This window comes from Clostridioides sp. ES-S-0190-01 (assembly GCF_020658275.1).
In the GTDB taxonomy this organism is placed as follows: domain Bacteria; phylum Bacillota; class Clostridia; order Peptostreptococcales; family Peptostreptococcaceae; genus Clostridioides.
Window position 1 is genome coordinate 1 of sequence record NZ_JACVWA010000043.1, and the last position, 13,633, is coordinate 13,633.

Here is a 13,633-nt window from a genome sequence, read left to right on the forward strand (position 1 = left end):
TGAATTTTCTCTTTAGCAAGAGCTCTAGTTTTTGTGTAAGACTCCGAACCTTTACTATAATCATTTAACTCTATATCAGAGCTTTGATACTTATCGGAGATATTGTTTGTGTCATTATCAGCAAAAGTAATACTTGGAGTAGCAGTAAATAACATACTAAGTACCAATGTGCTAGATAATAACTTACATAATCTTTGCTTAAACATATTAAATTACCTCTTTTCCCTTTTAATAATTATAATTAGCATAACATTCTTAATTATTTTAATCAACAGATTATTGTTCAAGAAAAGTGTATTTATAATAAGTATACATTTTATATATATGAGAAAAATAAAAATACAATATTTTGTTATCTGATAAAAAATAAAGGGTATAAGTAATATATAAATAAAATGGAGGAATCTTAAATTATGTACAAAACTATAAATAAAAATCAACTTAAGGAAATGATGAAAAATGAAAAAGATGTTTTATTGTTAGATGTAAGAACTAAAGATGAATTTAATGAAAGTAAAATAGAAAATGCGATAAATATATCTTTACAAGAGTTAATTAATAATATAGATGAAATTTATGAATATAAGGATAAAAAGGTAATAGTTTATTGTAGAAGTGGTCACAGAAGTGTTACAGCATGTAATTTATTAGCCGAGGAAGGTTTTAAGCATTTGTATAACTTAAAATCTGGAATAACTGATTATATGAATTAAATACTTAGGTTATGTTAGGTGAAGTAATTTAATATTAAATTTTTATGATATGCTTTTATAAATTATAAAGGCATATTTTTATTTAAAGAAAATAAAGCTAGAATATATGTAAAAGTTATATTTATTTTTTAGACGAAGAGAATTACAAAGGATTAATGTAACTACAAGTTTATCTAAAGATATGCAGAGTGGTATAAAAAATGTCAATCTGTATATCTTTAGAATAGAAGTAAAAGATGGAATGTAATACAAAATTATATTTGTAAAATATATGTATCTCTGATTGTTGAGTAGGGATATATTTAAATATTCATAAGATGAGTTAGGAAAGAACGAATTCTTTCTATCTTTTCATCATTAGAAATGTCATTACGTAGTAATATACCTTGTTGACCGTATACACAAAAGTATGCTGTTGTATCGGAATCAGGAACATCAATTTCTCCTCGCAAATGAGCTAGTTCAATTTGTTTTTTTACAATTGGCACAAGCTTTTCACAGACTTTTAAAGATAACTGGTCATGAATTTTTTTGTTTTGTTCTCCATGACATATTTTGTAATAAAGATTATCATCAGTTTCTATATCAATAAATGTTGGTACTTCTTCAATTATTTGTTTTAATGTTTTATTTTTATCGTTTAGTATAGATAGCATTTTATCTACTAAAGTTTGTGCATACTGATCTATAGCACTATCAAATAAGATTTCTTTTGATGGAAAATAACGATAACATAAACCTTGTGCAACATTCATATATTTTGCAATATCAGTAATAGAAGTTTTTTCATATCCATTTTCATAAAATAACTTCATTGCAGTATCTAAAATTTCTTGTCTACGCTCATTAGGTTCTTTAGTAATACGTGGCATATAGCACCCTCCTTCTGATTTCAAGTACATAATAGCATATGGGATTTTGAAAGTCAATGAATGAATATCAGTCATTTATAAGTAATTGTGAGGGATAGTCTATTAACTAGAAAAAGGTAGTAACTGAGAAGCTACTACCTTTAATATAAACTTAAACTATAGATTATTTTTATAGGATTTTTAAAGATATAATCAAGTGTTTAATGTCCAGTTAAATTACTATCACCAAATTTTTTGTTAAATGGTTTTATAACTCTATTTATAGGCCCTTTTAAAAGTACATTTAAGCAGATGAACAAAATCATAAATAATAGTAATACTAATACATCCTTAATTAAATTTGGAGGATATATACCACCAACAGCCTCCCTTGTGGCACCTATTGCGTAAGTAAATGGCATTATAGGGTTTATTCTTTGGAAGAATGTAGGTGTAACTTGTATAGGGAATGTACCACCAGAAGAACCAATCTGTACAACTAGTAGTACTATTGCAATTGCCTTTCCTATATTTCCAAACACAGACACTAAAGAGTAAACTATAAAATTAAACACCATACTAGTAAACATGAGTAGAATTATTAGTAAAATTGGATGTTCTGCTGTTACTCCTAATAATAATATATCTCCAGTTCCAATTATAAATCCTTGAACGAGGGCTATACTTAAAAAAGTAAGTCCTCTTCCAAAATAAATCTCATAAGGTTTATAGTTTCCATGTACAGATGTAGATAATAATGCTGAAAGCAGTAATATACCTACCCATGTAGAAAGAACACTATAAAATGGTGTCATTGCAGAACCATAGTTGGCAATTGGATATAATTTTTCTGTCTTTACTTCAACAGGTTCCTTTAAAAAGTTTGATTTTGTCAATATATCACTTTCAAGTAAGTTAACTAATTTTTTCATATCCTCGCCATTGCTAATTTTACTTAAAGTATCAACTAAGTCATCCAACATTTCTTTTGCCAAAGGCAGTTTTTCTCTTATTAATGATATACTTTCTTGTGCATTTCCTGAAAGACTTAAAGAAGTAGTAAGAATTTCTTCAACCTTTGGAAGTTTTGCTTCTGCTTTATCTAAAACAGTAATTATATCATTTGCTACATTTATGCTTTTTTCAAATATACTGTTTATAGGTTTTGATATTTTTGAGTCAAAATTATTCAAAATATTTAAATTAATTCTTCCTATACCATTTGATAAACTTAAAACATTATTTAAGGCACTTATAGATGGCTGTTGCCCAGATATAACCTTATCTTTAATATCATTTAATGTTGATATAGAAGAATCTATTTTATTGCTGGAATCTTCAAGGCTATTTATTACATCATCCAGTCTATTGTTGGATGTAAGCTGATTCAATTTAGTTAAAAAATCTTCTAAAGTATCATTTAAAGATTGTAAGTTAGAAAGCTTTTCTGATAAATTGTCTATCAATTTTGGTACATCTTCACTTCCACTGTTTACAGCATCAATTAAATTTAATGTAAGAGAAGAAGCAGAAGATGAAAGGTCAACCATTAAATTTAAATCAGACTTTATAAGAGGAGAAAGTTCATCTACATTGTTATTTGTATCCTCTAAGAATTTTTTTACATCACTTGATAATAATTTTGTATCATTTAAAGTCTTTTTAATTGTAGGTAAATCAGCCTTAATATCTCTAACTGTACCTGATAATTTTGAAGTAGCATCAGCAGCTAAATCGACCGTTTTATTTATATGGTCAAATCTTTTTTGAAGGTCCATAAGAGAGTTTTCAACTTTTGTTAGTTTTGGAAGACCATGTTCAATTCCTGCACCAACTCCATTTGATACACCAAGAACTATTTCACTCACTGTCTTTATTATTGTTTGATTAACTTGTAACTGTATTGCAGAAGCTCCCTTGTCAGTAATCTTTGGTGCAACTGCATTTATCTTTTCATTTACTGTATAGATAAGTTCACCCTTTTTGACATCATCTGTAATTAGGGAAGTTAAATCTTTTGTGAAATTCTTTGGAATCTTAAGTGATGCATAATAAGTACCTTTTTTAACACCTTCAAGAGCCGTTTTCTCATCTACAAACTGCCAACCTAAACTTTTATTATCTTTAAGTTGTTCAATTAACTGGTCTCCGATATTAATTTTCTGTCCTGCTATCTCATTACCTTTATCTTCATTTGTTACTGCTACAAGCATATTAGCAGTACTCCCATATGGGTCCCAAGATGCTTTTATGTTAAACCAAGCATATAAAGATGGTAAAAAAGCAAGTCCTACAACTATTATAAGTACTGCATAATTTCCACGTATATCTTTTAGGTCATTTTTAAAAATTTCTAATATATTTTTTAAACCCTTTGAAGGTCTTAAATTTTTCATATTATTCCAGTTTAAAATTTCTTTTAAACCATTTGTTTTTTTCAAATCTCTCACCTCCTGAATATTTTAATAGATAAAAAAGTTAGATTTATAATCAATTTTAAATTATATTACTTTTTACACAAATAGTAAAGTTAAAGTTTTGTCTTAATTTTAATACATATATATTATATATAATAGTATGCTATAAATATATATAAATATGGGAAATAAAAACAAATAATTTATAAAATATATAGTATAAAAATTAAGAATAAATCAAATATTTATAATTGATATAATCAATTAAATTATTGATTGTGATATACTTTTAATAGTTAGAAAATGCTATGAAGGGATGGTTGAATGAGGTATTTTAAAAAATATATAAAAAAATATATAGTGTTGTTTTTAACAGCAATATTTTTCTTAACATTGGAAGCTTTTTGTGATTTGGCACAACCAACTATAATGGCTAAAATAATTGATATAGGGGTTTCAAATAAGGACTTAGATTACATATTATCAACGGGAGCATTAATGATAGGTATAACTTTTTTAGGAGCAGTATTTTCAATAATAAGAAGTATAATCTCAGCAAGAGTTTCTCAGTGTTTTTCTTATGATTTAAGACAGGATGTATTTGAAAAGATAAATACATATTCATTGAAGCAAGTAGATAAATTTGGTAGAGCCTCACTAATAACAAGAATTACTAATGATATTAATCAGATACAATTATTTGTTCATGGAATGATGAGAGTTTTTATAAAATCACCAATTATGTGTATAGGAAGTTTAATTATAGCGATAAAATTAAATTTAAAAATGTCAATAATTATTTTAATTGCAGTTTCAATTATATTTATTATAATATTGCTTAACATGAAGATTGGATATAAGTTGTTTAAAAAAGTACAAGAAAGTACAGATAAGATAAACTCAAAATTGAGACAGTTTTTAGGTGGAATAAAGGTAGTTAAATTATTCTGTAGATATGATTATGAGAATAAACGTTTTGAAGAATTAAATAATGAACTTTTTCAAAATAGTAGAAAAGCCACAACAATGATGTCATTTTTTAGACCAACAATTACAATAATTATTAACATTGCTATAATAATAATATTGCTAATTGGGAGATATTTAATTTATTCTGGAGAAATTAAAATTGGAATTATAGTTGCCTATGTAAACTACATGACTAGAATATTAACATCACTTATAATGATTTCACACGTTTTTAATGTTTTTGTGAGAGCAAAAGCTTCTTATGAAAGAATAAGTGAAGTCCTAATTGATGAGAATGAAGAAGTAATTATCAAAAATACTGATTTAGATGCTAAAGAAAGAGAGTTAGAATTTATAAATGGTGATATAATTTTTGAAAATGTAGATTTTTCGTATAATAAAAATATAGATGAGAAGATATTAAAAGACATATCTTTTAATATAAAAGAAGGGCAAAATATTGGCGTGATTGGTCAAACTGGTTCAGGAAAGACTTCTTTAGTCAATTTAATCCAAAAACTATATATAGTTGATAAAGGAGATATTAAGATTGGAGAGCATAGCATATACAGTATATCTAAAGATAGTTTAAGAGAAAAAATAGGTGTAGTCTTTCAAAATAGCAGTGTGTTTGGAAAGAGTATATCAGAAAATATAATTATGGGAAGTAAAGATATAAGTAAAGAAGATGTTGTAAAAGCATGCGAAATAGCAAATGCAAATCAATTTATAACAAAACTTGAAAATTCTTATGATGAAGTTTTGTTTCAAAGGGGTAAAAACCTATCAGGAGGACAAAGACAAAGAGTTACAATAGCTAGAGCTATAGCAAAAAAACCACAAATATTAATTCTTGACGATTGTTTTAGTGCGATGGACATCAATACAGAAACAGTTATAAGGAAAAATATAAAAGATTATATAAATAATTTAAGAGAAAATGAAAACAAGAAATGTACTATTATAACTATTTCACAAAAAATTAGTTCTATAATTGACTGTGATAAGATTTTAGTCTTAGATGAGGGAGAGGTGGTTGGATTTGCTGCACATGAAGATTTACTGGTTAGTTCTCCAACTTATAAAAAGATTTTTGAGTTGCAAAATCTAGTAAATGAAGATGTAAATTAAGGAGGAAGTGTATTGAATTTGAGTACTGGAAATCAAAAGGTGAGTAGATTAAAGAAAAAAGCAAAGCCTAAAGATTTTAAAAAAACATTTAAAAGAGTTTTTATGTACTTTAAAAAAGATAAAAAAATTACTAGATTAATTTTTTTACTAGTAATAATTGATTCAATTATATCAACTATAATACCATATACTCTTGGAAAAGTAGTTGACATAATAAATATTGATATATATTCAAAGTCTATTTTCTTAAAAGGAATACTTATTTTACTTTTATTTTATATAATTGAATTTTTAGTTAAGTTGTTCAAGGGGATATTTACAGCTAGATTATCTCAAAGCATAGTTAGAGATATGAGAAGTAATTTATTTCTAAAATTCAGGAATTTACCAATAACTTTCTTTGATAAGAGTGCTACTGGAGATATTATGAGTAGAGTAACAAATGATGTTGATAATATTAGTACAGGTATTTCAACTTCATTAGTACAATTAATTACAGGAATTTTGAACATATTGCTAACTTTCATTATGATGTTTATATTAAGCCCTATTTTAACTTTTTGCAGTATCGTATTAATACCAATAGTAATGTTTCTAAGCAATTTCATTGCAAAGAGGACTAGAGTTTTTTTTAAGCAACAACAAGTAGAATTAGGAAAACTAAATTCTCATATTGAAGAAATGATATCAAATATAAATGTAGTAAAAGCTTTTAATTATGAAAAAAAATCTGTAGGTGATTTCAAAGTAATCAATGATAGGCTTTTGAGTATTTCACTTAAATCACAGATTTATACATCTCTTTTAATGCCTATTATGAACGTAATTAGTAATATAGGATTTGCAATTATATGTATTATAGGTGGAGTACTTGCGTCTAAAGACGTTATAACTATAGGCGTTATAGCAAGTTTTTTAAGTTATGTAAGACAATTTACAAGACCTTTAAATGAATTAGCTAATTTATTCAATACATTGCTTTCAGCTGTAGCAGGATGTGAAAGAATCTTTGAAGTTATGGATGAGCAAGAAGAAGAACAAATAAATAGTAACACTAAAAGTGACATTTACAACAATAAAAATAATAATTTAAAAAAATCTTTTATAAATGGAGATATTGAATTTAAAGATGTAAGTTTTTCATATGACTCAAAAAAGAATATTCTAAGTGATATAAACTTAAAAATCAAGGCTGGAACATCAAATGCCATAATAGGAGAAACTGGCAGTGGAAAAACGACAATTATAAATCTGATTACAAATTTCTATCAAGTAGAAAAAGGGAAGATATTTTTAGATGGGAATGATATATATTCAGTTGATAGGAATTGTTTAAGAAATTATTTTGGAGTAGTTCCACAAGAAAGTTATATATTTAATGACACTGTTATGGAAAATATAAGGTATGGAAACCTAACAGCAACTGATGAACAGGTTATATCTGCTAGTAAAATAGCAAATTTACACAAGTTTATAATTAAAATGCATGGAGGATATGAGACTGTTTTATCAGATAGGGGTGAGGATTTAAGTGAGGGGCAAAAACAATTAATTAGTATTGCTAGGGCGGTATTAAAAAATGCACCAATACTTATTTTGGATGAAGCTACGAGTAATATAGATATAGCAACTGAAGCTAAGATTCAAGATGCAATAAATAATGTGACTTATGGAAAGACTAGTATAATTATAGCTCATAGACTAAGTACTATATCAAATTGTAACAATATAATAGTTTTAGAAAATGGACGAATTGTAGAATCTGGAAATCATAAAGAACTAATGAAACTCAAAGGTCATTACTACAGAAATATACTGCTGACAAATCGAAATTAAAAATTAATAAAAAATTTTAAAAAAAATTGTTTGAAGGTATATGACACGGGTATATATAGACTAACTTAGAAAATAAAAAATTAAATTTGATATATAAAATATTAGGAGGAAATTAATTATGAAAAAATTTGTTTGTACAGTATGTGGATATATACATGAAGGGGATGCTGCACCAGCACAATGTCCAGTATGTAAAGTTGGAGCTGATAAGTTTGAAGAAATGAAAGGCGAAAAGAATTGGGCTGATGAGCACAGAATAGGAGTAGCTCAAGGTGTAGATGAGGAAGTAATCGAAGGATTAAGAGCTAACTTTGTTGGTGAGTGTACAGAAGTAGGAATGTATTTAGCAATGAGTAGACAAGCTGATAGAGAAGGATATCCAGAAGTAGGAGAAGCTTATAAGAGAATAGCTTTTGAAGAAGCAGAACATGCTGCTAAATTTGCAGAACTTCTTGGAGAAGTTGTAGTTGCAGATACAAAAGAAAACTTAAGAGTTAGAGTTGACGCTGAATATGGTGCAACTGATGGAAAATTAAAATTAGCTAAAAAAGCTAAAGAATTAGGATTAGATGCTATACATGATACAGTACATGAAATGTGTAAAGATGAAGCTAGACATGGTAAAGCATTCTTAGGATTATTAAATAGATATTTTGGAAAATAAATTTAATATAAATTAAGTAAACTTTTAGGAGTATTTCATTCATGGTTTTTAAAGATTATGAGTGAAATACTCCTTTTTGAGTAAATTAGATTCTAAAACAGTAAATTGACATACATATAGGAATACATTAAACTAAGTATAAAAATATTGACTATTTAATAAAGGTGGTGGATAAACTGATTAAGTATACACATAAAAGTAATATAGCTATTGTAGTGCTACATGAAATTTATGGAGTTAACAATTTTATAAAGGATATTTGTGAAAAATACTATCAAGATGGATATGATGTATTTTGCCCTGAACTTTTGGGTAGCGGGAAAGTTTTTTCTTATTTAAAAGCTCAAGATGCATATAATTTTTTTATAAGTAATATAGGATTTAATGTCTATGAAAAAGTAGAAAAACTTATAAATGATTTAAAATTAAAATATAAGCATGTATTCGTTATTGGATATAGTGTAGGTGCAACAATTGCATGGAGATGCAGTGAAAATTCCTTATGTGATGGAATAATTTGCTGTTATGGTTCTCGAATTAGAGATTATATGGATGTAATTCCAAAATGTCCTGTTTTATTAGTATTTGCAAAATACGATTCATTTGATGTTGAGTTTGTTGCCTCTCAACTTGCCAAAAAACAAAATATTCAAATTGAAATCGCAGATGCAAATCATGGTTTTGTTGATACATACTCAAAAAATTATTCCAATATTCATACACAAACATTTAATCTTCAACAAATAGAATTTCTATCTAAATATTCAAGTTAATAGAGAATATAATTATTTATAATAGAATTTAAACTTTGTTTGTCACACTCTCATACATAGAAGAAGAGAGTATGTCAAAATACATTTGTTTGTTGATATTTTAAAATTAGGTAAAGACATTTTTACAGAAAAAGATGAAAGTAATAATAAAAATATTTCCAAGTAAGAATTAAGTATATAAATAAATATAAAATAGATGAAAAATAAAGATGCTTTTAGATAGTCAAAGATACTATCTAAAAGCATCTTTATTTTATAAAAATTATGTTAAGATAAATAAGATTTGTATGAGGAATAAAATTAATTGAGAGAAAAAATCAAAAGAATACAATAATCACTTGCAAAAACTATACTATTATGATAGACTTAAATCAAAATTAAGAATTGTAAAAAGAAGGAAAAAAATAGGTAATCATTTTAATGAACCACAATTTAAAAATAAGATACTAGAATTTAAATAGAAGGAAAAGTCTACATATAAATTTAAATTAGTATAAGGAGGAATATCGTATGCCATTAGTATTATCAAATATAGGAGAAGAAGTAGTTATAAAGAAGATTTCAGGAAGTGATAAGACAAGAACATTTTTAAATAGCATAGGATTTGTAATAGGAACAAATGTTAAAATAATTTCTAAGATAGATGGTAATTTAATAATAGATGTAAAGGATACTAGAATTGCATTAGATAAAAAAATGGCAAGTAGAATAATAATATAGGGAGGTAGTAATATGAACAAGCTAAAGGATATTAAGTGTGGGGAAACTGTAAAAGTTAAAAAATTAGAAGGAGAAGGAGCTACACGAAGACGTATAATGGACATGGGAATTACAAGAGGTGTTGATGTATTTGTGAGAAAAGTAGCTCCTCTTGGAGACCCAATTGAAATAACAGTTAGAGATTATGAACTATCAATTCGTAAATCAGATGCAGAAAAAATTATTGTGGAATAATAAAGTTAATTATAGTAGAGTTAATGCAATTATATAGTGAGAATGATTTTCTGTATCAAAAATAATTTATATATCTAAATATTAATGGAGGGAATGGAAATGTCAATAAAAATAGGTCTCATAGGAAATCCTAATTGTGGCAAGACAACAATGTTTAATGGACTTACAGGTTCATCACAATATGTTGGTAACTGGCCAGGAGTAACAGTTGAAAAAAAAGGTGGAAAATTAAAAGGAAATAAAGATGTAGAAATAGTAGATTTACCAGGTATTTATTCTCTATCACCATATACATTAGAGGAAGTTGTTACACGTAATTTTATGCTTGATGATAAACCAGATGCAGTAATAAACATTGTAGATGCATCAAATATAGAGAGAAATTTATATTTAACAACTCAGGTTTTGGAATTAGGTATACCTACTGTTATAGCTCTTAACATGATGGACGTTGTTAAGAAAAATGGAGATAAGATAAATATTAAAAAATTATCAGAGGTTATAGGTTGCCCTGTAGTAGAAGTAACAGCTGTTAAAGGGCAAGGAATTATGGAAGCTGCTCAAAAAGCAATTGAAATTGCAAGTGGTAACAATAAATTAGATTTTAAGTTACCTTTTGTTGATGAAAGCAAAGGAGCAATAGAAAAAATCGAAAAGATAATAGAGGAAAAAACTCCATATATAGATATGGAAACACGTTGGTTAGCTATAAAGTTATTTGAAAGAGATGAAAATGTTATACAAAAGCTTGATATTTCTAAAGTAATATTAAATGACATAGAAGAGATAACTAGAAATTGTGAAGATGAATTGGATGATGATAGTGAAAGTATAATCACAGCAAATCGTTATGAATTTATTAGTTCAATAATTTCAAGCATAATAAAGAAAAATAGAAATGGTAAAGAAACTGTTTCAGATAAAATAGATAAGTTTGTAACAAACCGTATATTAGCACTACCTATTTTTGCACTTATAATGTGGGGAGTTTACTACATAGCAGTAAGTTCATTGGGTGCTATAGCAACTGATTGGACAAATGATGTATTGTTTGGAGAAATTATTCAAGGTAATGTAAGTAATTTCCTAGCTTCCGTAAATGTAGCTGATTGGTTACAAGGTCTTGTAGTTGATGGCTTAATTGGTGGAGTTGGAGCTGTATTAGGATTTGTACCACAAATCATGCTTTTATTTTTGCTATTATCAATACTTGAAGATTGTGGATACATGTCACGTGTGGCTTTTATAATGGATAGAATATTCCGTAAGTTTGGTCTTTCAGGAAAGTCATTTATACCGATGCTTATAAGTTCAGGTTGTGGAGTTCCTGGTGTTATGTCAACTCGTACTATAGAAAATGATAGAGATAGAAAAATGACTATCATGTTAACTACATTTATTCCATGTGGAGCTAAGATTCCAATAATAGCTTTATTTGCAGGAGCACTGTTTGGAGGGGCTTCATGGGTAGCACCATCAATGTATTTCTTAGGAATTGTAATGATAATTGTTTGTGGAATTATATTAAAAAGAACTTCTTTATTTGTTGGAGAACCATCTCCATTTGTTATGGAACTACCTCAATATCATGTTCCTAGTGCAAAAGGAGTTTTAATTCATATGTGGGATAGAGGAAAAGCATTTATAATCAAAGCAGGTACAATTATATTTGTTGCTTGTGGAGTAATATGGTTCTTACAATCATTTAACTGGTCACTACAAATGGTAGATGCAGGAGATAGTATATTGGCTAGTCTAGGAAATATAGTTGCACCAATATTTGCACCTCTTGGCTTTGGAAACTGGCAATCATCAGTAGCAACAGTTACAGGTCTAGTAGCAAAAGAGAATGTAGTTGGAACATTTGGCGTTTTATTTGGTATATCAGATGCAACAGAACAAGACCCAACACTTCTTGGTTCAGTTGCAAGTATGTTTACAGTAGTCAGTGCATTTTCATTTATGGCATTTAACATGCTTTGTGCACCTTGTTTTGCAGCTATTGGTGCTATAAAAAGAGAAATGGGTTCATGGAAATGGACATGGATTACATTAGGGTTCCAAACTTTAACAGCTTATATAGTTGCTCTTCTTATCAATCAAGTTGGAAGTGTACTTTTAGGAACTGGTGGAAGTATTGCTGGGGCAATAATATCTATAGTTATAGCAATAGCTGTAGTATTTGGGGTTTTAACTTATTCAAATCGAACAATAAAAAAAGATAAAATTGGTAATTTGAGCTATATGAAAAATTAGTTCATATAAATAAGGAGTGATGATTATGGCTACATTTATTATAGCAGCTATTGTGGTAGTATTAATGGCATTGGCTGTGATGCATATGGTTAATAACAAGAAAAAGAATGGCAGTAGTTGTGGATGTGGTTGTTCTGGATGCTCAAGTAGTAAGAGTTGCCATGATACTAAAAGATAGATAAAATAAGAGTCTGATAATAAAGTAAGTTAAACTTTTTATCAGGCTCTTATTTTATATATAAATAATAAATTTCATATTTGAAGTCAATTAGACTATATTATATTTTTACTGTATAATTATAGACAAATATATGATTAGGAGGGATTATTGCTAAATACAGCAATATAAATGTTTATTATGTTTAAATTTGATGTAACAAATGAACTTATGTGTATAGCAAGAGGAAGTGGTAAATTTTTTGCTAAAAAAGGTGCTATGGTAGCATTTAAAGGAAATTTTAACTTTGAAAAATTAATATTAGGCCCAAATAATGGTGGTGGTTTAGGTAGAGCATTGCTAGGACATGTTCAAAGGTCATTGACAGGAGAACAAATGCCAATAATGGTTGTTGAAGGTGAAGGTGAAATTTACCTAGCGCAAAATGCTTATCATGTAGATGTAATATCAATTGACCCAGGTGACTCGATTTGTGTTGAGAGTGAAAACTTATTAGCATTTTCAGAACAACTAGATTATAGTGTAAAATTAATTGGTTCAGGAGTAATATCTCAAAAAGGACTTTTTACTACACATTTAATAAATAAAACAAGTCAAAATCAAGATATTGCCATAATAACAGATGGGAACCCTCTAATACTTGAAGGGCCTTGTTGTGTCGACCCAGATGCGTTAGTAGCATGGACTGGAAGGGAACCATATCCTAAAGTAGCAAAACTATCATGGAAAACTTTTGTTGGTCAGACTTCAGGGGAATCTTATCATATGGAGTTTGTTGAGCATGGTCAAATTGTTATTATACAACCATCTGAAAGATTGTCTAGCTTGAATACAGATGCAACACCTTCTGACAGAATGAGATCAGGTGGAGTAAGAATTGGCATAGATTAA

Annotated in this window: 13 protein-coding genes; 10 read left to right on the plus strand and 3 right to left on the minus strand. The window is 27.8% G+C overall.

Going from position 1 to position 13,633, the window contains the following annotated elements:
• On the minus strand, positions 1 to 206 hold a 206-nt coding region (locus IC214_RS16270), incomplete at its 3' end, for a hypothetical protein (protein WP_227845885.1).
• A gap of 207 nt (positions 207 to 413) precedes the next feature.
• On the opposite strand from IC214_RS16270, the gene IC214_RS16275 reads away from it, so the two are divergent.
• Positions 414 to 713, plus strand: a complete 300-nt coding sequence (locus tag IC214_RS16275; RefSeq protein WP_227823720.1) for a rhodanese-like domain-containing protein — start codon at positions 414 to 416, stop codon at positions 711 to 713.
• A gap of 302 nt (positions 714 to 1,015) precedes the next feature.
• Here IC214_RS16275 and IC214_RS16280 read toward each other — a convergent pair whose 3' ends face one another.
• The gene (locus IC214_RS16280; RefSeq protein WP_227851662.1) at positions 1,016 to 1,585 is read right to left on the minus strand and encodes a TetR/AcrR family transcriptional regulator; all 570 of its coding nucleotides are present in this window, start codon (positions 1,583 to 1,585) and stop codon (positions 1,016 to 1,018) included.
• A gap of 200 nt (positions 1,586 to 1,785) precedes the next feature.
• Complete coding sequence (locus IC214_RS16285; protein ID WP_227866810.1) at positions 1,786 to 4,014, minus strand: YhgE/Pip domain-containing protein; 2,229 nt, start codon at positions 4,012 to 4,014, stop codon at positions 1,786 to 1,788.
• Between the two features lie 291 nt (positions 4,015 to 4,305).
• Here IC214_RS16285 and IC214_RS16290 point away from each other — a divergent pair, with 291 nt between their 5' ends.
• The 9 genes from IC214_RS16290 (at position 4,306) to IC214_RS16330 (ending at position 13,633) form a co-directional block, all read left to right on the plus strand.
• On the plus strand, positions 4,306 to 6,081 hold the full coding sequence (locus IC214_RS16290; protein WP_227482319.1) for an ABC transporter ATP-binding protein: 1,776 nt from the start codon (positions 4,306 to 4,308) through the stop codon (positions 6,079 to 6,081).
• A gap of 12 nt (positions 6,082 to 6,093) precedes the next feature.
• The gene (locus tag IC214_RS16295) at positions 6,094 to 7,917 is read left to right on the plus strand and encodes an ABC transporter ATP-binding protein (RefSeq protein WP_227482320.1); all 1,824 of its coding nucleotides are present in this window, start codon (positions 6,094 to 6,096) and stop codon (positions 7,915 to 7,917) included.
• 118 nt (positions 7,918 to 8,035) lie between these two features.
• On the plus strand, positions 8,036 to 8,581 hold the full coding sequence (locus tag IC214_RS16300; RefSeq protein ID WP_107594844.1) for an NADH peroxidase: 546 nt from the start codon (positions 8,036 to 8,038) through the stop codon (positions 8,579 to 8,581).
• A 164-nt stretch (positions 8,582 to 8,745) separates the two neighbouring features.
• Positions 8,746 to 9,354, plus strand: coding sequence for a dienelactone hydrolase family protein (locus tag IC214_RS16305; protein WP_227866811.1), 609 nt, complete (start codon positions 8,746 to 8,748; stop codon positions 9,352 to 9,354).
• Between the two features lie 510 nt (positions 9,355 to 9,864).
• Complete coding sequence (locus IC214_RS16310; protein WP_227866812.1) at positions 9,865 to 10,074, plus strand: FeoA family protein; 210 nt, start codon at positions 9,865 to 9,867, stop codon at positions 10,072 to 10,074.
• Between the two features lie 12 nt (positions 10,075 to 10,086).
• Positions 10,087 to 10,308, plus strand: coding sequence for a FeoA family protein (locus tag IC214_RS16315; RefSeq protein ID WP_227432844.1), 222 nt, complete (start codon positions 10,087 to 10,089; stop codon positions 10,306 to 10,308).
• A 99-nt stretch (positions 10,309 to 10,407) separates the two neighbouring features.
• Positions 10,408 to 12,564 (plus strand): ferrous iron transport protein B, encoded by a 2,157-nt coding sequence (gene feoB, locus IC214_RS16320; protein ID WP_227432845.1) that lies wholly within the window; start codon positions 10,408 to 10,410, stop codon positions 12,562 to 12,564.
• 25 nt (positions 12,565 to 12,589) lie between these two features.
• Positions 12,590 to 12,742 carry a FeoB-associated Cys-rich membrane protein gene (locus IC214_RS16325; RefSeq protein ID WP_227432846.1) on the plus strand — a complete coding sequence of 51 codons (153 nt, stop codon included), beginning with the start codon at positions 12,590 to 12,592 and terminating at the stop codon, positions 12,740 to 12,742.
• Between the two features lie 180 nt (positions 12,743 to 12,922).
• Entirely contained in the window at positions 12,923 to 13,633 is a 711-nt protein-coding gene (locus tag IC214_RS16330) for an AIM24 family protein (RefSeq protein WP_227432847.1), read from the plus strand.

Bases quoted from the DNA above. Each gene is read 5' to 3' on its own strand.
- IC214_RS16275 (WP_227823720.1), top strand. From the start codon at position 414: ATGTACAAAACTATAAATAAAAATCAACTTAAGGAAATGATGAAAAAT.
- IC214_RS16280 (WP_227851662.1), bottom strand. From the start codon at position 1,585: ATGCCACGTATTACTAAAGAACCTAATGAGCGTAGACAAGAAATTTTA.
- IC214_RS16290 (WP_227482319.1), top strand. From the start codon at position 4,306: ATGAGGTATTTTAAAAAATATATAAAAAAATATATAGTGTTGTTTTTA.
- IC214_RS16300 (WP_107594844.1), top strand. From the start codon at position 8,036: ATGAAAAAATTTGTTTGTACAGTATGTGGATATATACATGAAGGGGAT.
- IC214_RS16310 (WP_227866812.1), top strand. From the start codon at position 9,865: ATGCCATTAGTATTATCAAATATAGGAGAAGAAGTAGTTATAAAGAAG.
- IC214_RS16315 (WP_227432844.1), top strand. From the start codon at position 10,087: ATGAACAAGCTAAAGGATATTAAGTGTGGGGAAACTGTAAAAGTTAAA.
- feoB (WP_227432845.1), top strand. From the start codon at position 10,408: ATGTCAATAAAAATAGGTCTCATAGGAAATCCTAATTGTGGCAAGACA.
- IC214_RS16325 (WP_227432846.1), top strand. From the start codon at position 12,590: ATGGCTACATTTATTATAGCAGCTATTGTGGTAGTATTAATGGCATTG.
- IC214_RS16330 (WP_227432847.1), top strand. From the start codon at position 12,923: ATGTTTAAATTTGATGTAACAAATGAACTTATGTGTATAGCAAGAGGA.